Raw genomic sequence first — 22,139 nt, forward strand, 5'->3', positions numbered from 1 at the left:
ATTCTAGTCCACGACCTGTATCGCAGCGTCGATCGCGCCGTTCCGGCTGAGCGACAGATAGGCGCCCGTGACCGCGACCGCGAACCGGTCGTCGGCGGCGAGCGCGGGCGGGAAGACGGCGGACAGGCTCAGCAAGGCCGATACCCGCGCCTGGTCGTCAGCGGCGCCGGCCAGCAGTTCGGCGGTCCTCGCCGCCAGGGGATCATCGACGACGAAGGTCTCGCCGCTTTCGGTCCCGCCCGACTGCCATTTCATCCAGGCGGCGACGCCCAGGGCGATGGCGTCGATGCCCTGCCCGGTCGCCAAACGTTCGGCGGCGCCAGCCAGCAGACGCTGGGGCAGTTTCTGCGAACCGTCCATGGCGATCTGGCGGGTCCGGTGCATCAGGGCCGCGTTCGAAAACCGGGCCATCAGCGCATCGCGATAGGCGGGGATGTCCAGGCCGGACGGCGGGTGCAGCGTCGTTTGCGCTTCGTCCCACAGGGCTTCGACATAGGCGCGGAAGGCAGGGACGGCCACGACCTCGTGGACATGCTCATGACCCGACAGGGCGCCCAGATAGGCGATGGCCGAATGGGCGCCGTTCAGCAGCCGCAGCTTGGCGTCCTCCCAGGGTTCGACCGCGTCGGTCAGTTGCACGCCCAGAGCCGCAAAGTCCGGGCGCTCGCCGGCGAACCAGTCTTCGATTACCCATTGGGTGAAGGGTTCAGCCTTCACCATCCCCCGGTCTTCGACGCTGAGACGGGTGGTCAGGCGGCCGATGTCGTCGGGGGTGGTCGCCGGGACAATCCGATCGATCATCGTTTGGGGGAAAGCGCCTTCGGCCTCGATCCAGTCGGCCAGCGAAGGGTCGATCCGACGAGCCATGGCGATGACGCCGGCGCGGATGCGCTTCCCGTTGTGGGGAAGGTTATCGCAACTGATGACGGTGAAGGGCTTGAGGCCTGCGGCCTTCCTCGCGCGCAAGGCCGCGACAATGAAGCCGGGCGCGGTTCGGGGCGCGGCGATATCAACCAGATCGCCCTCGACATCAGCGTCGCTCAAAAGCAGATCGCCCGTCGCCGGGTCGAGCCGATAGCCCTTCTCGGTCACGGTCAGGGTGATGATGTGGACATCGGCGTCGGCCATGGCGGCGACCAGGGCGGCGGGATCCTCCGGCCCGACCATCACGCCCGCGCAGGCGCCGATCACCCGCAGATGCTCCTCCGATCCGTCACGCACGACCAGGGTGTAGAGGCTGTCCTGCGGGTTCAGTTGCTCGCGCACGTCGGGCGACCGGAGCGAGGCGCCCAGCACGCCCCAACGCAGGTCGCCTCGCCTGATCGCATCATCAAACACAACCGCCTGGTGGGCGCGATGGAAGGCGCCGATGCCTAGATGGACGACACCCGTCTTCACCTGGGCGCGGTCGTAGCCGGGGACGGCGACGTCGGCGGGCAGCCCCTTCAGGGCGGCTTGGTTCAGTCTGCTCACAGCTTGTACGCCGCCTTGACCAGGCCATAGGTCAGAGCGTGGGCCAGTTCGTGGGCCTCGTCCTCCTCCATTCGGTGCTCGACAACCAGTTTGGCCAGGAAACCGCAGTCCATGCGCCGCGCCACGTCGTGGCGGGCGGGTATGGACAGGAAGGCGCGGGTGTCGTCGTTGAAGCCGACCGTATTGTAGAAGCCGGCCGTTTCGGTGACCTGTTTGCGGAAGCGACGCATCCCCTCGGGACTGTCGTGGAACCACCAACTCGGCCCCAGCTTCAGCGCCGGATAGTGACCGGCGAGCGGTGCGAGTTCGCGGCTGTATGTGGTCTCGTCCAAGGTGAACAGGATCAGAGACAGACGGCTGTCCGAGCCGAACCGATCCAGCAGCGGCTTCAGCGCGCGGACGTAGTCGGTCTGGGTCGGGATATCGCAGCCCTTGTCACGGCCGAAGCGGTTGAAGACGGTGGCTGAATGGTTGCGGAAGCTGCCGGGGTGCAACTGCATCACCAGACCATCCTCGACCGACATGACGGCCATTTCGGTCAGCATCTGGCCGCGGAACAGTTCGGCGTCGGCGGCGCTGGCAGGGGCGGTCGAGACACGCCGGAACAGGGCCTCGGCTTCGGCCTTGGGCAGATCGGCGGTGAAGGCGGTCGGGTGGCCGTGATCGGTCGAGGTCGCGCCCATCGCGATAAAGAAGGCGCGACGGTCGCGCAGGGCCTGCAGATAGCCGTCCCAGTTCATCGTATCGCGGCCGGTCTGATCGGCCAGAACCTTCAGATTGTCGCGGAAACCCTCGTAGTCGGGGTCCAGCACCGGGTCGGGGCGATAGGCGGTCAGCACCTGTCCCTTCCAGCCCGAGGCTGCGATGGTCCTGTGATGCTCCAGCGTGTCCAGCGGGCTCTCGGTCGTGGTCAGGACCTCGATATTGTAGCGATCGAACAGGGCGCGCGGCCTGAAAGCGTCGGTCTTCAGGGCCGCATCGATCACGTCGTAATAGTGATCCGCCGTCTGGGCCGACAGGCGCACGTCGATGCCGAACGCCTCAGCATAGACCCAGTCGTGCCACATCCGCGAAGGCGTCCCCCGGAACAGGTGATAGTGCTCGGCGAAGCGCCGCCAGATCTTGCGCGGATCCGTTTCAACCGGCCCGCCATCGGCGCGCGGCACGCCCAGATCCTCCATCGCCATGCCCTGCGAGTGCAGCATGCGGAAGACGTAGTGGTCGGGCGTGATCAGAAGTTCGGCCGGATTGGCAAAGGGTTCGTTCAACGCAAACCAGCTCGGGTCCGTATGACCATGCGGGCTGATGATCGGCAGCCCCTTGATCTCACCATACAGACGACGCGCGATCGCCCGGGTGTCGGCGTCCGCCGGAAACAGGCGATCGGGGTTCAGTTTGAGCGGATGAACCATAGCGTTCCTCATGGCCTCGTGTCGGAGGCTTCGTTCGCCTCTCAATCTTGATCCAACAAACCTACAACATCGGCCGCAAAAAGACACCGGTTACCATCATCGAACCTCAGCTTGTCTTTGGGCGTCGCACGTCGGATTTTCGGCAAGCCTGCGCTGGCGCCTTGCGTCCGGCCGCGAGGCTGGACATAAGGGCCCCTCACCGCCCGTGCGGGCCGGCTTAGCTCAGTTGGTAGAGCGCCAGTTTTGTAAACTGGATGTCGCGGGTTCGATTCCTGCAGCCGGCACCACGCCTTTCGACCATTGGGGACATGGCCGACACAACCAATAAGCTGGGCCACAAGATCGGTGCGCGAGGCGGCAGAACCCGCCAGGCGATCCTCGACGCGACCCAGCGCCTGTTGAACGAGCGGCACTACGGGGAAATCCGCGTCGCCGATCTGGCCTCGGCCGCCGGCGTATCACCGTCGAATTTCTACACCTATTTCAAGACGGTCGAAGAACCTGTTCTGGCGCTGTGCGAGGTCGCTGCGACGGATTTCCAGGGGCTGGCGGCGCATTTCCAGGCCGACTGGCCGGGCGACAAGGCCTTCGTCATCGCACGCGCCTTCATTCTGGACGTGATGGCCATCTGGCGCAGTCACGGTCAGGTGCTGCGTGTCGAGCATATGCTGGCCGACAATGGCGACGCCGCCTTCGTCGAGAGCCGAGTGCGCCGCCTGCGCCGTCTGCACCTGGCCATTGAACGCCGCGTGGCCCAGGCCCACGCCAGCGGGCTGCACCCCAAGGATTACAATCCGCGCCTGGCCTCCTATCAGATCGCCTCGATCGCGGAATCGACGGCGGCCAGTTTCGATCTGTTGCGGCGGGCCGATACGCCCGAAGCCATCCTGGATACGGCGGCCATCATTATCGTGAAGCTGACGACGGGACGTTAGAGGCCCAAAGGCCCATACAGCCAGGTCAACCAGATCCCGACGGCCAGGAAGACGCCGAAGGGCAGCTTCTCCGATCCGCTGACGCTGCGCCGGACCACCAAAATACCGAAGACCAGACTGAGCCCGACCGCGCAGGCCCACAGCAGCACGCTGGGCAGGCCCATCCAGCCGACCCAGGCCCCTGCTCCCGCGAACAGGAAGGGGTCGCCTCCCCCCAGTCCCTGGCGTTTTCGGACGAGCTGGTACAGCCAGCCGACCAGCCAAAGTCCGCCAAAACCGACAGCCGCGCCAATCAGGTTGGATAAACCGAGGCCCCAATCCAGAATCAGCGCGACCGTGACGCCTGTCGAGATCAAGGGCAGCGTCAGACTATCAGGCAGCCAGAAGTGTTCGCCGTCGACGATGGCGATCAGCAACAGCTGCCAACCCAGAATGGCCGTGGCGGCGATCATGAATGTCGAGGCGCCGCTTGTCGCGCCCCATACCCCGGCCCAGATCCCGACGCCGGCCGACGCCAGTTCGATCAAAGGATAACGTGGCGAAATCCGGGTGTGGCATCGCGCGCACCGCCCGCGCAAGGCAAGCCAGCTGAACACCGGCACAAGCTCCCAAGGGCGTAGTGCTTGATCGCAGCCACGGCATCGCGAGCGGGCGACGACGATGTCCTCGTCGCGCGGCAGGCGAACGCTGACGGCGGCGATGAAACTGCCGACGATCAGGCCCAGCCCGCCCATGACGGCGGCGGCGAGTACAGGATTCATCAGGGCGTCCAGACGGCGGCGAACCGCCTTGGCTTAGCCGCCTCCGAGCGCCACCGCCACATGATAGGTGGCCAGCGACGCCAGATAGGCCAGACCGAACATGTAGCCGATCATGATCCAGGTCCATTTCAGCGAGTTGGTCTCGCGCCGCACCACGCCCAAGGTCGCTACACACTGAGGCGCAAAGATGTACCAGGCCAGGAACGACAGGGCCGTTGCCAACGACCAGTGCGACGCCAACGTCGAGGCAAGGAGGCCCGTCGCATTCTCGGCGTCTGCGATGGCGTAGGTCGTCCCCAGCGCCGCCACCGCGACCTCACGCGCCGCCATGCCGGGGATCAGGGCGATGACCATCTGCCAGTTGAAGCCGATGGGCGCGAAGATCGGCTCAAGCGCCCGACCGATCATCCCGGCGAACGAATAGTCGATGGCCGGCAGGGTCGCATTCTCCGGCGGATAGGGGAAGGTCGCCAGCACCCACAGAATGATTACGAGCGGCAGGATGATACGGCCCGCCCGGTTCAGGAATATCTTGGCCCGGAGCCACAGGTTGAAGCCTACGCTCTTCAGGTCCGGCGTCTTGTAGGTCGGCAGCTCCATCATGAAGGGCTCGACCGCGCCGCGCCAGAACACCTTGCGGATCACCAGCGACACCAGAAGCGCGCTGACGATGCCGGCGGCGTAGAGGCCGAACATCACCAGACCCTGTAGGTTCGCGAAGCCCCAGACCGTCTCGTTCGGAATGAAGGCGGCGATGATCAGCGTATAGACCGGGATGCGCGCCGAGCAGGTCATCAGGGGGGCGACCAGGATGGTGGTCAGGCGGTCGCGCCGCGAATCGATCACTCGCGCCGCCATGACGCCGGGAATGGCGCAGGCGAAACTGGACAGCAGCGGGATGAAGGCCCGGCCGTGCAGCCCCGCCCCGCCCATGATCTTGTCCATCAGGAAGGCCGCGCGGGCCATATAGCCGAAGTCTTCCAGCGCAATGATGAACAGGAACAGGATCAGAATCTGCGGCAGGAACACCAGCACGCTGCCGACGCCGGAAATGATGCCGTCCACGATCAGGCTTTGCAGCAGACCGTCGGGCAGCACATTGGCGACCAGGCCGCCCAACCAGGCGATGCCGGCCTCGATGCCGCCCATCAGGGGCGCGGCCCAGCTGAATACGGCCTGGAACATCACGAACAGCAGGGCGAACAGGATCAGCAGCCCGCCGACCGGATGCAGCAGCACCGAGTCGATCTTGCCGGTCAGCGTATCCGGCCGCTCGGGCGGGCGAACGCAGGCCTTCATGATCCGCTCGGCCTCGCGCGCGGCGGTCCGCAACTCGGCGGCGTCCGGACTGCGCCACTGGCTTTCAGTCACGGCGGCGACGGCGGCCTGGTCTTCTATCGCGGCGACCAGATCGTCGATGCCGCGCTTGCGCGTCGCCACGGTGGTGATGATCGGTACGCCCAGTTCGGCGCGCAGTCGCTCCAGATCGATGCGCAGCCCCTGGCGCTGGGCGATGTCATACATGTTCAACGCCAGAACCATGGGCCGACCCACCGCCTTCAGCTCCAGAATCAGGCGCAGGACCAGGCGCAGGTTGGTGGCGTCCGCGACGCAGACCACCACGTCAGGCGGCGTCTCGCCGGCCAGTCGCCCCAGCACTGCGTCGCGCGTGACCTCCTCGTCCGGGCTGCGGGCGCGCAGGGAATAGGTGCCGGGCAGGTCCAGCACCGACATCGTGCGGCCGGAGGCGCGGATCAGGCCTTCCTTGCGCTCCACGGTCACGCCGGCGTAGTTGGCGACCTTCTGGTGAGCGCCGGTCAGGGCGTTGAACAGGGCCGTCTTGCCGCTGTTGGGATTGCCGACCAGAGCAACGCGAGCGGTCTTCAGCGCAATGTCCATCAGGCGGCGCCCAGCCGGATCGACAGGCTTTCCGCCTCGTGACGACGCAGGGCCACGCGCATGTCGTCCACCTTCATGGCGATGGGGTCGCGTCCGAACAGACCTTCGTGCAGCAGTTCGATCTGCGCGCCTTCGACAAAGCCCAGTTCAAGCAGACGGCGTTCCAGTTCGACCGTCTCGGCCTGATGGTGACAATGGGCGCCCACCTGAACGATGACGCCGCGATCGCCGCGTCGGGCCTGGCTCAACTTGATGGTGTCGGTCAATTCTACGCTCGCACGGGCGAGGCCGCTCCCCGACGGCTCCGCGTTTCTTTGACACTGATTATCAGGTGCGAGGGGGCTACGTCCAGCAGGACAGCTTGACCAATTGCCGCGCCGGTGCGTTGCGCTATCACAAGGCAAACAGGAAGCCGCAATGACACGCCACGCCCTCGTCGCCCCCCTTCTTCTGGCCCCGCTTTTGACCCTGGCCGCCTGTGGTCAGGGCGAGCCGTCCGCAACCACGCCTGCCGCGCCGGTGCACGTGCTGACGGATGCGGAAAAGGCGACCCTGCTGGCCTCCCTACCTGCCCCCTACAATGCGGGCGATCTCGAGAACGGGCGTCGGGCGTTTGCGCGCTGTCGCGCCTGCCACACCATCGGCGAAGGCGGCCCCGACATGGCGGGGCCGAACCTGTATGGCGTGTTCGGCCGCAAGGCGGGCGATCGTCCGCGCTATAACTATTCCAACGCCATGCGCACGGCGAACTTCACCTGGGACGCCGAGAAGCTGGATCACTGGCTTGAAAACCCGCGCACCTTCCTGCCCGGCAACAAGATGACCTTCCCGGGTCTGCCCGACGCCACGGATCGCCGCGACGTCATCGCCTTCCTGAAGGTGGAGACGGGCTACAAGCCGGAGCCTGCGCCCGCCGCCTGATCCGTCAGGCCTCGGGCAGTTCCTTGCGGCCGCCCTCGCGCATTTCCTGCGCTTCCCACTCCTCGATCTTGCGGGCGGTCCATTCCGGCGACTTGGTGAAGCGCGCGAGGACGCCATAGATCACCGGCACCACAAACAGGGTCAGGACGGTGGCGAAGATGGCGCCGGTGAAGATCACTACGCCGATCGTCTGACGGCTGCCGGCGCCTGCGCCTTGCCACAGCACCAGCGGCAGAGCGCCGAAGGCGGTGGCGATCGATGTCATGATGATCGGACGCAGACGCAAGGACGACGATTCGACGATCGCCTCCCTGATCGACCGCCCCTGGTCGCGCAGCTGGTTAGCGAACTCGACGATCAGAATGCCGTTCTTGGCCGCCACGCCGATCAGGATGATCAGGCCGATCTGGCTATAGATGTTCAGGCTGGAGCCCGCCATCAGCAGGCCGAAAAGCCCGCCCGCCGCCGCCAGCGGCACCGTCAACATGATGACCGCCGGCGTGATCCAGCTTTCGAACTGGGCCGCCAGAACCAAGAAGACAAGCAGCAGCGCCAGACCGAAGGCCGCGAACACCGCCCCGCCTGCTTCCTGCTGATCGCGCGCCGCCCCGCCCCACTGAGTGACGACGGCCCCTTGCGGCTGCTTGGCCGCCTCGGCGTTCAGGAACTGTATCGCGTCGTCGATCGTGGTGCCGGGATTGAGGTCGGCCTGCAGGGAGATCGCGCGCTGCCGATCCAGACGGCGACGGTCCGGCGTGTCGCCGCTGGTCTTGGTCGTGACGACGGCCGACAAGGGCACCAGTTGGCCGCCCCCGGTCGCAACATACAGGGCTTCCAGGTCGGCGACCTCGCGACGGTTGTCGCGCTCGGTCTGCAGGATGACATCGTATTCCTGACCGCCCTTGATGTAGGTCGTGGCGCGGCGAGAGCCAAACATGGTCTCCAACGTACGGCCGATCGACTGGGACGAGACGCCCAAGGCGGCGGCTTTCTGCGGATCGACATCGACCAGCAGACGCGGCGAGTTTGGCTCATAGTTCAGGCGTGGACGCGAGAAGCCGGGATTGGCCTGGGCCGCGGCCAGCATCGGCTGGAGCCAGGCGTAGATCTGCTGGTAGTCGCTGCCGGTCGCGATCAACTCGATCGAGTTGGAGTTGCCGCCGCCCCGCTGGAAGGCGCCGGGCGTCGAGGCATTGACCTGGGCGCCCGTCTGGCCGCGCAGCTTGCCGTTCAGTTCCTGAGCGATCTCGGCCGCCGAGCGGTCGCGCTTGGACCAGTCGGCGAGCGTGAGGACGGCGTTGCCCGAGTTGAAGCTGCCGCCGCCGAAGCCGGGCGCGGACACCAGATAGCTGTCGGCCTCGCCGCTCGTCTTGTATTCGGCCAGCAGAGGCTCGAGCCCCAGCATGATCTTGCGGGTATAGTCGAAGCCCGCGCCTTCGGGCCCTGCGACGCGCACCGTGACCCGGCCGCGATCCTCGTCCGGCACCAACTCGTTGGGCAGGGTCAGGAAGATGCCGCCCGCCCCCGCAGCCACCAGCAGGATCAGGGCGCCGACGCCGATCACGGCGATGCGACGGCCCAACAGCATGTCCAGCGACCGGCCATAGGACGACTTCAGCCGATCCATGCCCCAGTCGACCTTACGCGCCACCCAGCCGCCGCCATGAGCAGGTCGCAGGATTTTGGACGCCAGCATCGGCGACAGGCTGAGCGCCAGGAAGGCGGAGAAGGCCACAGCCGCCGCGATCGCTGCGGCCAGTTCGACGAAAAGACGTCCGACATAACCCGGCAGGAACAGCAGCGGCGCGAAGACGGACAATAGCACGATGGTGGTGGCCACGACCGCGAAGAAGACCTGGCGCGCGCCACGTTCGGCGGCGACCAGCGGCGGCTCGCCCAGATCCAGACGGCGCTGGATGTTCTCGACCACCACGATCGCGTCATCGACCACCAGGCCGATGGCCAGAACCAGAGCCAGCAACGTCAGCAGATTTAGCGAGAAACCCAGCGGCGCCAGGACGATGAAGGTCGCCAGCAGACAGATCGGCGCCACGATGGACGGGATCAGCGCGGCTCGCAGGCTGCCCAGGAAGATGAAGTTCACCAGGGCCACCAGCGCCATGGAGATGCCGATGGTGATCCAGACCTCATCGATCGCGTGCGAGGTGAAGACCGAGTTGTCGGATCCGACCTCGATGGTCACGCCCGGCGGCAAGGTCGGCCGGATTTCCTCGATCATCTTGTGGACGCCGTCCGAGATGGCGAGGTCGTTGGACTGCGCCTGACGAGTCACGGCCAGGCCGATCTGATCCATCCCGTTGCCGCGGAACAGACGACGATCTTCTTCCGGCGCCTCCTCAACGCGGGCGATGTCGCCAAGGCGCGTCACATAGGTCGGCTGCCCCTGGATGATGGCTGACGAGCCGCTGCCCGTCCCTGTGGCGACTGTCGCTGAGGCCGAGGCCGAACCGCGCGTGCCGATTGGCAGTTGGCGGAAGTCTTCCGGCAGGGCGTAGGTGCGCGCCACGCGAACGGTGTAGTCCTTGTCCGTCGATTCCAGCGAGCCGGCGGGCAGTTCGACGTTCTGGTTCGTCAGGGCCGTCTCGACGTCGTTGACCGTCAGGCCCCGCGCCGCCATGGCGGCGGAATCAAGCCAGATCCGCATCGAATAGCGCTGCTCGCCATAGATGTTCACCTGGGCCACGCCGGGCACCGTCGCCATGCGGTCGATCAGATAGCGGTCAGCGTAATCGGTCAGCTGAAGCCGGTTCATGCTGGTCGAGCGCAGGAAGACAATGATGATCGGCTGGCTGTCGGAATCGGCCTTGGCTACCTCGGGCGGGTCGGCCTGATCCGGCAGGCGGCCGACCACGCGGCTGACGCGGTCGCGCACATCGTTGGCGGCGTCGTCGATATTGCGGTCCAGCGAGAACTCGATGTTCACGTTGGAGCGTCCGTCGCGGCTGGTCGAATTGATGCGTTCGACGCCCTGGATGCCGGCGATCTGCTGCTCCACAGGCTCGGTGATGCGGCTCTCGATCACCTCGGCCGAGGCGCCGGCGTAGCTGGTGTTAACCGAGACGATCGGCGGATCGACGTCGGGCAGTTCGCGCACGGGCAGGAAGAAGAAGGCCGCTGCGCCGATGACGCACAGCACGATGGCCGCGACGGCCGCGAAGACGGGCCGCCGGACCGAGACATCGGACAGCATCATTTGGCGGCGCCCGACTTGCGACCCTGGCCGCCCACGCTGACCGGTGCGCCCGGCTGAATACGGTTCAGGCCCGATCCGACGATGCGGTCGCCCGCCTCAATGCCGGACAGGATTTCAACGAAGCCGTTCTCGACGGCCCCGGTTTCGACCTCGACCCGCTGAGCGGTGGAGCCGTTCTGGCCGGGCGCGATGCGATAGACGAATGCGCCGGCGCCTTCGTATTGCACGGCCGACTCGGGCACGGCGGCGCTCTGACGCTGGCCCTGCTGAACCGCCACACGCATCAGCATGCCGGGACGGATGCGACCGCCGGGGTTGGGGAACTCCGCGCGCGCCGTTGCGGCGCGGGTCGTTTCGTTGACGCGCGTGTCGATCAGGGCGATCCGGCCCGTGAAGGGTTCATCGCCATAGGCATCCGCCGTCGCGGTCAGCTGGGCGCCGGGACGCAGAAGGTTCAGATAGCGCTCAGGCAGGGGGAAATCGACGCGGATCGTCGAGGTGTCGTCCAGCGTCGTGATTACCGCGCCCGGGTTTATCAGCGTGCCGGGCGTCACCGTGGTCAGACCGACACGGCCGGAGAACGGCGCCCGGATCATCCGATCGCCGCGACGCGCCTGGGCCGCCTGTAGCGACGCCTGGGCGGTTTCGAGCGCGGTCTCGGCCTGTTCCAGCATGACCTGGGGCGCGACGCCCCGGTCGGCCAAAGCTTTGTAGCGGTCGTATTCGCGCTGAGCCTGATTGACGTTGGCGCGGGCCTCGATAATGGCGGCGTCTTCTTCACGCGCTTGAAGCTCGACCAGGGGCGCGCCGGCCGAGACGTACTGGCCGTCCGCAAACAAGACGCGGGTGATCAGTTCGGTGGTCGAAGACGTCACGTTCACCGACCGTTCGCCGCGCGCCACGCCCAAAACGCGAATCTGATCCGAGAAGGGTCGCTGCGCCACGACGGCCTCGGACACCTGCTGCGCTCCGCGTCCGCGACCACCGCCCGGCCCTGCCGCCTTCTTTTCATCTCCAGCGGAGACTTTGACGATGGCGGCGACGACCATCAGAGCAAGCAGGATAGCGGCGGCGACGAGGAAGAAGTGACGTTTGATCACGCGGGGGTCTCTCGGTCAGGGGGACGCCGCATGCATTACCGGGTAATGAAGTGCGCGCAATGTTACGTATCAGTAACGTGCCGCATCACATTTTCCGTCGCGGAAATCTTCCCTAAAATCGTCGCCAGATCGCAAGAACCGGCCCGCGACTGATGGGAATCTCCTGGCCTGCGACGGTTTGTCTCCATCCGGCCTGCACGCTCCAGGCGCCGAAATCACGCACCACCGAGGCTTCCAAGGATAGCCAGCGCGCCCCGCCGTCAGCCGCGCCGCCAAACGCCTGACCGAGCACCATCCAATCCTCGCCGATCCGGGCGCCCGCCGTGGCGTCAATGCGGGTTTCATCCGGCAAGCCGTCGCGCAGACGACGTGCGACCTGAAGCTCGACAAATGCGCCGTCCATTCCCCAGCGCTCGCCCATCTCGCCGAGGGACCGGCCGACCGAGACTCGCGCCTCCCAATCGTGATCGCCGACGCCCGGCGCAGCATAGCCGGCGTTGCGCCCCTCCCCGGCCTGGGTATAGCCGCCGTAAAGGCTGACGGCGTTCCGGTCGTCGCGCCAGATCTGCCAGGTCGCGCCGATCTCGATGGGGCCGCGCCCGTTGTAATCGACGAAAGCGTCCTCGCCGTCCTGCCAGTCCGCCTTCAGCTGCAAGGTCAGCCGATCCGACACGCCGTATTCGGCGAACACGCCCAAGGTGGCGTCACGCCGCCGGCCAGACAGATCAAGTTCCTCGCCACCAGCGTCGAAACCTGTTTCAGCACTCAGCCGCTCGTATTTGACGATGGCCTGGCCCTTGCCCTTCGGCTGGGTCCAGGCGCCGGCGAGGACTTGAGTCGGCGTCAGCGCCGCGAGGACCAGCGCCCCCGCGACAACGGGAGTTAGGCGTCGTAGCCCGGCGACTTGCGATCCAGCTGTCGCAGAGCGCCCGGCCAGGCGAGCGACGAGATGAAGCCGATGCCCCGCCCCTGCTCCTTGGTTTCGGCTTGGGCCTCGTCCGGCGCCAACAGGATGTGCTCGCGCCCGCCAGACAGCGCTGCAACCTGCTGCGCGCAGGCCCTCTCCAAAAAGAAGATGCCGATCCATGCCTGAGCCGCCGTTTCCCCGACCGCCAGCGTGCCGTGGTTTCGCAGCAGCATCAGCGGTTTGTCCCCAAGGTCGGCGACCAGACGTTCGCGTTCGTCATGGTTCAGGGCCAACCCCTCGTACCCATGATACGCAACCTGATACTGTAGTAAACACGCGTTCTGACTGACGGGGAGCAAACCTTCGGCCTGAGCAGCGACGCCCACCCCGTTCACGGTATGCAGATGGATGACGAACTTGGCGTCCTCGCGCGCGGCATGGACCGCCGAATGGATGGTAAAGCCCGCCGGATTGATGAAATAGGGCGTGTCCTGGACGATGTTGCCCTCCAGATCGACCTTCACCAGCGACGAGGCCGTGATCTCGTCGAAGTAGAAGCCGTACGGATTGATCAGGAAATGATGCTCCGGCCCGGGCACGCGCGCCGAGATATGGGTGAAGATCATGTCGTCCCAACCGTTCAGGGCGACCAGTCGATAGAGGGCCGCCAGCTCGACACGGACCTGCCATTCGGCTTCTGACACGCGCGACTTGATCGAGGGACTGGTTCCGTCCGCCATGATTTCCTCCTGCCTCTGGATGGGCTTTTACAAACCGTCACCCCGCGCGGTCGCGTCGTCAAGCCGACAAGGCCGTAGTTGACGTTACGTTATCCCCAGCGGCACCCTTGCTTAACCCGGTCTTCATCACGCAAGCATATGGTTAAGCATCGTCGCCGGTTCGGGGAGCCGCCTTGTCTGTCGTTCAACTGGAGCCGCCCCGCGACGCCTGGGACGACCGCACTGTGTCTGAGCTTCTGGCGTTGGCCAGCAGCCGTTCGGCCGACGACCGTCAGCGCCTGCTGCTGAAGGTCACCTCGCTGTGTGATTCCAATCCGCCGCCGCCCAAGGTCGCGCCGCTGCTCAGCGACATCTTCCTCGCTCTGACGGCCCAGGCCGAGCGGGACATTCGATTGGCGCTGTCCGAACGGATCGCGGGCGTCGACTGGGCGCCGCCCGCCTTGATCAATATGCTGGCGCTGGATGAGATCGAGATCGCCCGCCCGGTCATCACCTCCAGCCCGCTTCTTCAAAACGCCGACCTAATACGCCTGCTGATCGAGGCGACGCTGGAGCATCAGATCGCCGTCGCCCGGCGCCCGCATCTGGCGCGGCCGGTCGTGGACACCATCGTCGATCGCGCCGAACCCGTCACCATGACAGCGCTGGCGTCCAACCGCACGGCCGACATTGGCGAGGAGGCCATGCGCAAGCTGGTCGATCATTCGCGCCGCATCGCGGGCCTGCGGGCGCCGTTGACGCGTCACCCCAGGCTGAACGAACAGTTGGCTCAGCAGCTTTATCAATGGGTCGGCCAGGCTCTGCGTCAGTCGATCGGCGAACGCTTCCGCATCGACGGCGCCCAGTTGAATGCGGCGGTTCAGGACGCAGCGGCAAAGGCCGTCGGCAGCCCGGAGTGGCGCGCCATGCCCGCCCGGATGACCGAGGATCGCGCGCGCATCGACGCGGAACGACGACTGGTGGAAAAGCTTCAAACCGCCGGTCAACTGCGCCCCGGCCTGCTGGTCCGCGCGCTGCGGGAACAGCGTTTCGAACTGTTCGAACAGACGCTGGCGGTCCTGGGCGGCTTCAGCGAGGCTCAGGTGCATCACGCCATCCGAGCGCCGACCGCCGAGCCGCTTTACCTAGCCTGCATCGCCGTGGGCGTGGATAAAGCCGTCTTCGCTTCCCTCTTGGTCGAGGTGCGCAAACTGTCGGGCGGAATGCCTGCCGACGGCGGCTGGAAGGCGACACCGATGAGCGCGCACGCCGCCTCTCGCGCCTTCCATCAGATGATGCACAAGCCCGCGACCGTTTGACTCTGGGCCTAAGCTCGGGCCACGTCGCCAAGTGACTCAGTCAAGCCCCTCTCCCCTGCCGTCTTCGCCCCGATTGGCCTTCGTCGCCAGCGACCGGCCCGAAGCCCAGGCGGCGCGCAAAGCCCTGATCGCCCGCTATGGCGCGGTGCCTGAAGACGAGGCCGATGTGATCGTGGCCCTGGGCGGCGACGGGCAGATGCTGGAAACCCTGCACGGCAACCTGCGCAAGCGCACGCCGGTGTACGGGATGAACCGGGGGTCGGTCGGCTTTTTGATGAACGACTACGACGACAACGGTCTGCTGGAGCGAATCGCGACGGCCGAAAAGACCGTCATCCACCCTCTGCAAATGGACGCCTGGACCGAAAGCGGCGAGGTGCACACCGGCCTGGCCATTAACGAGGTGTCGCTGCTGCGCCAGACGCGCCAGTCGGCCAAGCTGCGGATCACCGTCGATGAGCGCGTGCGGCTGGAAGAACTGTCCTGCGATGGCTGCCTCGTGGCGACGCCTGCGGGATCGACCGCCTATAACCTTTCGGCACACGGCCCGATCATCCCATTGGACGCCCGCATCCTGGCCCTGACGCCGATCAGCGCCTTCCGACCGCGTCGCTGGCGCGGCGCCCTGTTGTCACACGGCGCCAAGGTGCGGTTCGAGGTTCTGGAGGCCGACAAACGCCCGGTCTCGGCCACGGCCGACAACTTCGAAGTCCGACGCGTCGCCCGCGTCGAGGTGCGCGAGCGTCGTGACGTCACCCTGACCATGCTCTTCGATGCGGGCCGGTCGTTCGACGAACGTGTGATGGCCGAACAGTTCGCCAACTGATCGGTCACAGCTTCTTAAGCCCGCCACCGTATCTTGGCGTGAACGTCCTATGGAGCCCGCCATGAGCAATCCGGCGCAGATCACCCCTCCGACCAACTCACTGCGGCTCAAGGTCGGCGGCGGCTTCGGCATCAACGCCGACGCCATCGCCAAGGCTGAGGAGGCGCTGAAAGCCATGTCGGCCCAGTTCGGCCAGTGGCTGAACGACGAGATCGTCAAGCTGGACAAGGCCCAGGCCGACATCCGTGAGCAGGGCTACACCCCCGTCACCGCAGAGGCTCTATATTTCCGAGCTCATGATCTGAAGGGCTTGGGCACGACCTACGAATATCCGCTGGTCACCCGCATCGCCGGTTCGCTGTGCAAGATGCTGGACGACGCCGATCGCCGCATGACTGCGCCCATCGCCATCCTGGACGCCCATATCGACGCCATCCGCGCCGTCGTCCGCGACCAGATCAAGACAGACGAACATCCGACCGGCCGCGCTTTGGCCGAGACCCTGGAAGCGCGCGTCGCAGATCATCTCGCAGGCTGAAGTCCCTCCAGCCGTTTGCGAAAGGCCCGTCGTCTCCGGCGGGCCTTTTTCTTTAAGCCTGATCGGTTAAGACGAATCGCTTCGCGATCTCGTCGACACCGTAAATCAGGCTCTCAGGATCAGGCCGCGTTGGCGGCGGTCAGGCTGAGCGACGGCGACTGATCCAGCCGCTCCATCAGATAGGCCAGATCGTCGCGCAGCACGGCTGGACGCTGGGTCAGGAACCGCTCCAGCATCTGATCGCGGAAATAGGCGCTGGACGTATCGATCCCCTCCGCAGCCAGCGCACGCCAGGTGTCGACGCCCGCCCTGAAGGCCTGGAACAGGCGTGGCGGCAAACCCGCGCGATCATAGATGGCCTTCAGCCCCAGCGGACCGGCGTCATGCACCATCAGCCAGGCGCGGTGATGCGGCGTGTTGGCCAGTTCGGCCAGCCCATATTCGAACATCGCCATCTGACCCCGCGCCAGTCCGCGCAGCAGCAGCGATGCGTTCAGGACGCGACGGGCGTTCAGCTGGGCCATGAAGGCCGCCAGATCGGTGCTGACGCTGGCCTGATCGACCAGATCGACCGTCATCCGCTCACGAGAGTATTGGGCCAGACGGATCGCGGTTTCCGGCGCCACAGCGTGATGGCTGATCAGATGTTCGCGCACCGCCTCGCTGGCCAGCTGGATCAACCGTTCCGTCACATGCAGCGGCAGGACCTGGCGATAGGCGACCGCGGTCATGACTTCGGGCGCTTCTGCGAAACGATCGACGACGGTCGCCAGCGCGTCTTCGGACAGGTCGGCGTTGTCGTTGGCCGCCAAGGTGCGAACAGACTGCTCGCATCCTTCGGCCGCCAGCACGGTCGCGACATCACGCGACACCCGCGTCCGCCCCGCCACGGCGACCTGACGCACGACCGATCCGGCGCGCACGATCTCGATCAGATCCTCATCGCTGAACGCCGGCGACGAGGCGATGATCGGCAGGGCGATGCTGTCCAGATCGCCGGCCAGCTTACGCGCCACGTCGTTGGGAATCAGATCGGACGCCTTCAGCGTGACGGCCATGGCGCGCCGCACCAGTTCGGCGGCGTCATTGGCCAGTAGCCGCAGGATTTTCTGCGCCGCCGCACGGTCGTCCTCATTCAGCTCCGCACGCTCCATATTGCGGCACAGCTTGTGCGCCGCCTCGGCCCGCTCATCGTCGTCCGTCGCCTTGATCAGGCGTCGAATGTCCACTTCTGTCAGGCGGGCGCGGAAGGCGGTCATGGACGGCTCGTGATGGAATCGGACATTGATCCCAGAATGAGACTGCCATGCTTAACGGGCGGTTTACCATCGGTTGCAATGCAACGACTCAGGTCGTTTCCTTGCCATTGGGCGAGAAAGCGCCACCAAAGCCGCTGCTGGACGATCCATCCTGACCGAGCAGTAGCGCTAGCAAGCCTTGATCCTGCTTCAACCGATCCAGACGTGCGGCCAGCATCTGGTCCTTGTCGCTAAGGTTCGGCACGGCGTATTTCGTCTCGCCGGCTCCGGCGGCGGGTGCGCCCTCGCCTGCCGTGCGCTGCAGATTGGCGTGAACCTCGGCGACCGTGGCGGCGCGTCCATTGCGATAGAAGATGCTGCGATTGGCCCGCGCGGCGTCCGGGAACAGAGCGGCGGCGCTGCCGCCGGGATTGCGATCCATCGCCTCCATCAACCCGGCCGCCCCAGCAGGCCCCAAGAAGTGAGCCGCATATAGATCGCCCGCGCCCGGTTCCTTACCCGTGCGCCCGCGCAGATAGGCGGCGTTGGACGCCGTCAACTCAGCCGCCATGGTCGAGGCTGCATGGGGATCGAACCGCAGGTCCAGCACCACATTGCGCGCCGAACCCTCGACGCGCCAACGGCCATCCGATCCGCGATGGATCAGGTCGGCGTATTGGCCATAGCCGTGCTGGGCCCCGTGCTGCTTGACCGTGCCCAGCCAGGTTTGTTCGATAAACTGAAACAGCCCGGCGGCCGACGAGGTCGGAGCCTTAGCCGACGGGTTCATCGCGCTCTCGCGCCGCGCGGTCTTGACCAAGAAGTCATAGTCCACGCCAACGGCGTTAGACGCGCGCCGGATGGCCGCCTCTACTCCGCCTGTCGATGGAATCGCTCCGATACCCATGTGCGAAGGGTCGGCGAACGTAGTTAACCAACTCTTAATTCTTAACGGCCGCGTTAACGCCTCGACCTTCGTCGAACGGGAAAACTTCGCCGTAAAGCCGCCACAACCTGCGCGCTCAACTTCCAGTTACGGGCGCTGCGGGGGCGGTGAACGAGGGAGTGAGTTTGATGATGATCCGTGCTGCCGGTGGACCCGGCTTGATCAGCCCGATCGACTTCGGGGAACGCAAGAAACCCATCCCGCGCTGGATGCTAGGCGCTATCGGCGTCTCCGTCGTCCTGCACGTTGCGGCGGGGGTGGTGCTTTATAATCAGCGGTTCGAGCTGAGTGCGGCGCCCATCGAAGACATCGTCGACCCGCCGGTCTCGGTGATGATGGCGCCGCCCAAACCCAAGCCCTTGCCCACGCCTGAGCCGGCGGCGCCGCCCACGCCCATTCACAAGTCGGCGATCCCCGTGCCCTCGACGGTGCAGACGATCCCGCTGACGCCGCCCGAGCCCGGCGTCGTTACCGCTCAACCCGGTCTGCCGACCATCAGCGTTGCCCCCACCGGCGTCGAGAGCGGCACGGCCACCGTCGAGACGCCACCGCGTCCGCCGTCGGTGATCAACAATCCGTCTTGGGCCAGCCGGCCTTCGGCGGCGCAGATGGCGCGCGCCTATCCGACCCGCGCCGCAGAGAACGGCACGCCGGGTTCGGCCACGCTCAGTTGCGTGGTCAATGCAGACGGCGGCCTGAACGGCTGCCGAGTCGTGGGCGAGACACCGAGCGGCCAGGGCTTCGGCCGCGCCGCACAGAGCCTGACACGGTCGTTCCGCATGAACCCGCGCACCGTGGACGGCCGGCCTGTCGACGGCGCGACCGTCAACTTCACCGTCCGGTTCGCGATGGAGGGCTAGAACCGACCAGGGTCGAGGGCGCGGGCGTGCGGCGACGCCGTCCGCCCCTCGATCGCATCGGCGACCACTTCGCCGACCAAGGGCCCCAGCAGCCAGCCGTTTCGACGCGGCGCCAAGGCCAAATACAGACCCTCTTCACCAGGCGCCGGGCCCGCGAGCGGCAGACCATCCCCCGTCGCGCCTCGAATGCCGACGCGCCATTCGATCGCCAGCGGTTCGGGCGACCGACCCAGCGCAGCCCAAGCCGCCTGGGTCAGGCGTTCGGACGCCTCGGCATCCGGCGCCGTATCCCGCCGCCCCGGCTCCATCGTCGCTCCGATGACCGCGCCAGACGCCATTGGCGCGACATAGGCGCCCGGTCCACGCACGACATGATCGACAAGATGTCCGGCTGCCACGCCGATCTGTCCTCCGATCGGCTCAATATCTGCGATCAACCGGCGCGCGGTCTCGGACAGACCCGCAATGGCGTCACCGGCGCCGGTGGCGAGCACGACCGCCTCCGCATCCCGCCACTGATCGCCGACTTCGAGTCGCCAGCCGCCATCGGTACGGGCGATCTTCGTCACCGTCCCGGCCACGACAGCCTCGCCCAGCGCCTGCCTCAGCGCCGCTAACGCCTGTGCAGGATCGACCTGATAATCCTCTTCTGTCTTGACGGAGTCGCCCTCGCGCCATGCGTCGAAGCCCAGCGCGCGCAACCGCGCCTCCATCGCCCCCACATCGCCGCCTCTCCATTCGGCGGGTCGACGCGCCAGAGCGATGCCGGCCGCCGTCGCGAACTCGGACCACAGGTCGCGTCCCGCCCGAAACAGCCGGGCGCGTTCCGGCGATACGTCGTCGATAGCCGATTCCATCGCCGGGGCGATCATCCCGGCAGCCACCAGGGAAGCGTTCACCTCGCCCGGATCGACCACCAACACCGCCCGGCCGAGCCGATGCAGTTCGAACGCCGTGCAAAGCCCCAGCACGCCGGCGCCGACGATCACGATGGGAGAGGAAGACGTCACGGGCGGTGTGATCGACCCGTGACGCCCCTATTGCAAGATGGCTTTCGCCTATTCCGCCGCCATCGAGGCCGCGCCGGCGTCGTCCAAACGTGCGACCAGGGCCGCGTGCTGGTCCCACAAGGCGGTCGGCAGACGCTCGCCGAACTGGCGATAGAAGTCGGGGATCAGCGCCGCCTCTTCGGCCCAGACGCCCGCATCCACGTCCAGCAGGATCGACAATTGCGCCGGCGTCAGGTCCAGGCCTGACAGGTCCAAAGCCGTGACTGACGGGACGCGCCCGACCGCCGTATCGACCGCCTCGGCCTCGCCGTCGATCCGCTCGCTGATCCACTTCAAGACGCGCGCATTGTCACCGAAACCGGGCCAGACGAAGCGGCCGTCCTGATCCTTTCTGAACCAGTTGACGAAGAAGATGCGTGGCAGTTTCGAGGCGTCTCGCCCTTGGCCCATCTTCAGCCAGTGGGCGAAATAATCGCCCATGTTGTAGCCGCAGAACGGCAGCATGGCGAAGGGATCGCGGCGCAGTTCGCCCACCTTGTTCTCGGCCGCTGCGGTGCCTTCGGACGCCACGGTCGAGCCCATGAAGACGCCGTGTTCCCAATCGAAGGCTTCGGTCACCAGCGGCACGGCGCTGGCGCGGCGACCGCCGAACAGGATCGCGTCGATCGGCACGCCCCTGGGATCTTCCCACTCCGGCGCGATGGCCGGGCATTGGCTGGCGGGCGCCGCGAAACGGGCGTTGGGGTGCGCGGCGGGTTCGCCAGACGCAGGATCGTGCGGACGGCCCTTCCAGTCGGTCAGACCTTCGGGCGTCTCCTTGGTCAGACCCTCCCACCAGACATCGCCATCGTTGGTCAGGGCGGTGTTGGTGAAGATGGTGTTGGAGGCGAGGGTCTCCAGCGCATTGTGATTGGTGTTGCGGCTGGTGCCCGGCGCGACGCCGAAGAAGCCGGCCTCGGGATTGACCGCATACAGCCGCCCGTCGTCGCCAAATCGCATCCAGGCGATGTCGTCGCCGATGGTCTCGGCGGTCCAGCCCGGCAGTGTCGGTTGCAGCATGGCCAGGTTCGTCTTGCCGCAGGCGCTGGGGAAGGCGGCGGCGACGTATTTCGCCCTGCCCTGCGGATCCGTCAGCTTCAGGATCAGCATATGCTCGGCCAGCCATCCCTCATCGCGAGCCATGATCGAGGCGATGCGCAGAGCGTAGCATTTCTTGCCCAACAGGGCGTTGCCGCCATAGCCCGAGCCATAGGACCAGATTTCGCGCGTCTCGGGGAAATGAACGATCCATTTGTCGTCGTTGCAGGGCCAGGCCACGTCCGGCTGACCGTCGGCCAGCGGCGCGCCCAGCGTGTGGACGGCCGGCACGAAGACGCCCTTATCGCCCAACTGATCCAGCGCCGGCTTACCCATGCGGGTCATCACCCCCATGGATAGGGCGACATAGCCGCTGTCGGTGATTTCGACGCCCAGGGCGCTGATCTCGGATCCCAGCGGGCCCATGCAGAACGGGACGACGTACATCGTCCGCCCGGCCATGCAGCCGTCGAACAGACCGTCCAGACGTTCACGCATCTCGATCGGATCGGCCCAGTTGTTGGTCGGTCCGGCGTCAGTCTGGTCATCCGAGCAGATGAAGGTGCGGCTCTCGACGCGCGCGACATCGCGGGGATCGGAGGCGGCGTAGTAGCAGCCCGGCCGCTTGGTCTGATCCAGCGCCTTCAGCGTGCCCCTGGCCAGCAGGTCGGCGGTGATGGCCTCTTTCTCGGCCTCTGAGCCGTCGCACCAATGGACCTTGGCGGGCTTGGTCAGGGCGGCGATCTGATCGACCCAGGCGATCAGCCCGGCATGGGCGGTGGGCGCCGGGCGCAAGCCGGGCGTGGAAGGATTGGACAAGGACGTCTCCTGAGCAAAAAAGAGCCCGGCGATCTGACGCCGCCATGACCCGACATATAACGATCACGCACTGTTACAAGCCCAATGCGCCGTCGTCTCCGCCACGTCAAACCGCGCACGAAAGCGCCGATGTCCACCGGTGTCGTGGGCAAAAGATCGCAGATG

General features: G+C 66.1%; 19 protein-coding genes and 1 tRNA gene. 7 read left to right on the forward strand and 13 right to left on the reverse strand.

Annotation, left to right across the window (positions count from 1 at the left end; translation table 11 throughout):
- Positions 1-3: 3 nt before the first annotated feature.
- The gene (locus HNP47_RS04820; protein WP_184278554.1) at positions 4-1,473 is read right to left on the reverse strand and encodes a mannitol dehydrogenase family protein; all 1,470 of its coding nucleotides are present in this window, start codon (positions 1,471-1,473) and stop codon (positions 4-6) included.
- Positions 1,470-2,885 carry a glucuronate isomerase gene (uxaC, locus tag HNP47_RS04825; RefSeq protein ID WP_184278555.1) on the reverse strand — a complete coding sequence of 472 codons (1,416 nt, stop codon included), beginning with the start codon at positions 2,883-2,885 and terminating at the stop codon, positions 1,470-1,472. The genes HNP47_RS04820 and uxaC overlap by 4 nt, the downstream gene beginning before the upstream one ends.
- A gap of 211 nt (positions 2,886-3,096) precedes the next feature.
- Between uxaC and HNP47_RS04830 the strand changes: the two genes are divergently transcribed.
- A tRNA-Thr gene (locus HNP47_RS04830) sits at positions 3,097-3,172 on the forward strand.
- 21 nt (positions 3,173-3,193) lie between these two features.
- Positions 3,194-3,820, forward strand: coding sequence for a TetR/AcrR family transcriptional regulator (locus HNP47_RS04835; protein ID WP_184278556.1), 627 nt, complete (start codon positions 3,194-3,196; stop codon positions 3,818-3,820).
- Here the strand turns inward: HNP47_RS04835 and HNP47_RS04840 are convergent.
- Genes HNP47_RS04840 through HNP47_RS04850 form a run of 3 tightly spaced genes read right to left on the reverse strand, consistent with a single transcriptional unit; the run spans position 3,817 to position 6,746 of the window.
- A complete protein-coding gene (locus HNP47_RS04840) occupies positions 3,817-4,581 on the reverse strand; it encodes an A24 family peptidase (RefSeq protein WP_184278557.1) in 765 nt (254 codons plus the stop codon). The two genes, HNP47_RS04835 and HNP47_RS04840, sit on opposite strands and share 4 nt — an antisense overlap.
- Positions 4,582-4,614: 33 nt before the next feature.
- Entirely contained in the window at positions 4,615-6,480 is a 1,866-nt protein-coding gene (locus HNP47_RS04845) for a ferrous iron transporter B (RefSeq protein WP_184278558.1), read from the reverse strand.
- Positions 6,480-6,746, reverse strand: a complete 267-nt coding sequence (locus HNP47_RS04850) for a FeoA domain-containing protein (RefSeq protein WP_184278559.1) — start codon at positions 6,744-6,746, stop codon at positions 6,480-6,482. Before HNP47_RS04850 ends, HNP47_RS04845 begins: the two co-directional genes overlap by 1 nt.
- Positions 6,747-6,897: 151 nt before the next feature.
- Here HNP47_RS04850 and HNP47_RS04855 point away from each other — a divergent pair, with 151 nt between their 5' ends.
- Positions 6,898-7,401 (forward strand): cytochrome c family protein, encoded by a 504-nt coding sequence (locus tag HNP47_RS04855; protein ID WP_184278560.1) that lies wholly within the window; start codon positions 6,898-6,900, stop codon positions 7,399-7,401.
- Positions 7,402-7,405: 4 nt separating this feature from the next.
- Here HNP47_RS04855 and HNP47_RS04860 read toward each other — a convergent pair whose 3' ends face one another.
- The 4 genes from HNP47_RS04860 to HNP47_RS04875 form a co-directional block, all read right to left on the reverse strand.
- A complete protein-coding gene (locus HNP47_RS04860) occupies positions 7,406-10,612 on the reverse strand; it encodes an efflux RND transporter permease subunit (RefSeq protein ID WP_221414998.1) in 3,207 nt (1,068 codons plus the stop codon).
- Entirely contained in the window at positions 10,612-11,715 is a 1,104-nt protein-coding gene (locus HNP47_RS04865; RefSeq protein ID WP_184278562.1) for an efflux RND transporter periplasmic adaptor subunit, read from the reverse strand. The genes HNP47_RS04860 and HNP47_RS04865 overlap by 1 nt, the downstream gene beginning before the upstream one ends.
- A gap of 112 nt (positions 11,716-11,827) precedes the next feature.
- Positions 11,828-12,406, reverse strand: coding sequence for a hypothetical protein (locus tag HNP47_RS04870; protein ID WP_184279104.1), 579 nt, complete (start codon positions 12,404-12,406; stop codon positions 11,828-11,830).
- A gap of 191 nt (positions 12,407-12,597) precedes the next feature.
- Entirely contained in the window at positions 12,598-13,362 is a 765-nt protein-coding gene (locus tag HNP47_RS04875; RefSeq protein ID WP_184278563.1) for a class II aldolase/adducin family protein, read from the reverse strand.
- Positions 13,363-13,535: 173 nt separating this feature from the next.
- Here HNP47_RS04875 and HNP47_RS04880 point away from each other — a divergent pair, with 173 nt between their 5' ends.
- The 3 genes from HNP47_RS04880 to HNP47_RS04890 all read left to right on the forward strand — a co-directional run bounded on the left by HNP47_RS04880 (position 13,536) and on the right by HNP47_RS04890 (position 16,024).
- Entirely contained in the window at positions 13,536-14,660 is a 1,125-nt protein-coding gene (locus tag HNP47_RS04880) for a DUF2336 domain-containing protein (RefSeq protein WP_184278564.1), read from the forward strand.
- Positions 14,661-14,691: 31 nt separating this feature from the next.
- The gene (locus tag HNP47_RS04885) at positions 14,692-15,486 is read left to right on the forward strand and encodes an NAD kinase (RefSeq protein ID WP_311770024.1); all 795 of its coding nucleotides are present in this window, start codon (positions 14,692-14,694) and stop codon (positions 15,484-15,486) included.
- 61 nt (positions 15,487-15,547) lie between these two features.
- Positions 15,548-16,024, forward strand: coding sequence for an Hpt domain-containing protein (locus tag HNP47_RS04890; protein WP_184278565.1), 477 nt, complete (start codon positions 15,548-15,550; stop codon positions 16,022-16,024).
- A 119-nt stretch (positions 16,025-16,143) separates the two neighbouring features.
- Here the strand turns inward: HNP47_RS04890 and HNP47_RS04895 are convergent, their stop codons facing one another.
- Both HNP47_RS04895 and HNP47_RS04900 read right to left on the reverse strand, forming a co-directional pair.
- On the reverse strand, positions 16,144-17,283 hold the full coding sequence (locus tag HNP47_RS04895) for a DUF2336 domain-containing protein (protein WP_184278566.1): 1,140 nt from the start codon (positions 17,281-17,283) through the stop codon (positions 16,144-16,146).
- An 88-nt stretch (positions 17,284-17,371) separates the two neighbouring features.
- Complete coding sequence (locus tag HNP47_RS04900; RefSeq protein ID WP_026108427.1) at positions 17,372-18,169, reverse strand: transglycosylase SLT domain-containing protein; 798 nt, start codon at positions 18,167-18,169, stop codon at positions 17,372-17,374.
- A 167-nt stretch (positions 18,170-18,336) separates the two neighbouring features.
- Here HNP47_RS04900 and HNP47_RS04905 point away from each other — a divergent pair, with 167 nt between their 5' ends.
- Complete coding sequence (locus tag HNP47_RS04905) at positions 18,337-19,068, forward strand: TonB family protein (protein ID WP_184278567.1); 732 nt, start codon at positions 18,337-18,339, stop codon at positions 19,066-19,068.
- Here the strand turns inward: HNP47_RS04905 and HNP47_RS04910 are convergent.
- Positions 19,065-20,078 carry an FAD-binding oxidoreductase gene (locus tag HNP47_RS04910; protein WP_311770026.1) on the reverse strand — a complete coding sequence of 338 codons (1,014 nt, stop codon included), beginning with the start codon at positions 20,076-20,078 and terminating at the stop codon, positions 19,065-19,067. The two genes, HNP47_RS04905 and HNP47_RS04910, sit on opposite strands and share 4 nt — an antisense overlap.
- Positions 20,079-20,126: 48 nt before the next feature.
- Entirely contained in the window at positions 20,127-21,974 is a 1,848-nt protein-coding gene (locus HNP47_RS04915) for a phosphoenolpyruvate carboxykinase (GTP) (protein ID WP_184278568.1), read from the reverse strand.
- Positions 21,975-22,139 lie beyond the last annotated feature (165 nt).

Source organism: Brevundimonas vesicularis, from assembly GCF_014204545.1.
Taxonomy (GTDB): Bacteria; Pseudomonadota; Alphaproteobacteria; order Caulobacterales; family Caulobacteraceae; genus Brevundimonas; species Brevundimonas vesicularis_B.

Bases quoted from the DNA above. Each gene is read 5' to 3' on its own strand.
- HNP47_RS04895 (WP_184278566.1), bottom strand. From the start codon at position 17,283: ATGACCGCCTTCCGCGCCCGCCTGACAGAAGTGGACATTCGACGCCTG.
- HNP47_RS04845 (WP_184278558.1), bottom strand. From the start codon at position 6,480: ATGGACATTGCGCTGAAGACCGCTCGCGTTGCTCTGGTCGGCAATCCC.
- HNP47_RS04875 (WP_184278563.1), bottom strand. From the start codon at position 13,362: ATGGCGGACGGAACCAGTCCCTCGATCAAGTCGCGCGTGTCAGAAGCC.
- uxaC (WP_184278555.1), bottom strand. From the start codon at position 2,885: ATGGTTCATCCGCTCAAACTGAACCCCGATCGCCTGTTTCCGGCGGAC.
- HNP47_RS04900 (WP_026108427.1), bottom strand. From the start codon at position 18,169: ATGGGTATCGGAGCGATTCCATCGACAGGCGGAGTAGAGGCGGCCATC.
- HNP47_RS04855 (WP_184278560.1), top strand. From the start codon at position 6,898: ATGACACGCCACGCCCTCGTCGCCCCCCTTCTTCTGGCCCCGCTTTTG.
- HNP47_RS04860 (WP_221414998.1), bottom strand. From the start codon at position 10,612: ATGCTGTCCGATGTCTCGGTCCGGCGGCCCGTCTTCGCGGCCGTCGCG.
- HNP47_RS04890 (WP_184278565.1), top strand. From the start codon at position 15,548: ATGAGCAATCCGGCGCAGATCACCCCTCCGACCAACTCACTGCGGCTC.
- HNP47_RS04835 (WP_184278556.1), top strand. From the start codon at position 3,194: ATGGCCGACACAACCAATAAGCTGGGCCACAAGATCGGTGCGCGAGGC.
- HNP47_RS04840 (WP_184278557.1), bottom strand. From the start codon at position 4,581: ATGAATCCTGTACTCGCCGCCGCCGTCATGGGCGGGCTGGGCCTGATC.
- HNP47_RS04905 (WP_184278567.1), top strand. From the start codon at position 18,337: ATGATGATCCGTGCTGCCGGTGGACCCGGCTTGATCAGCCCGATCGAC.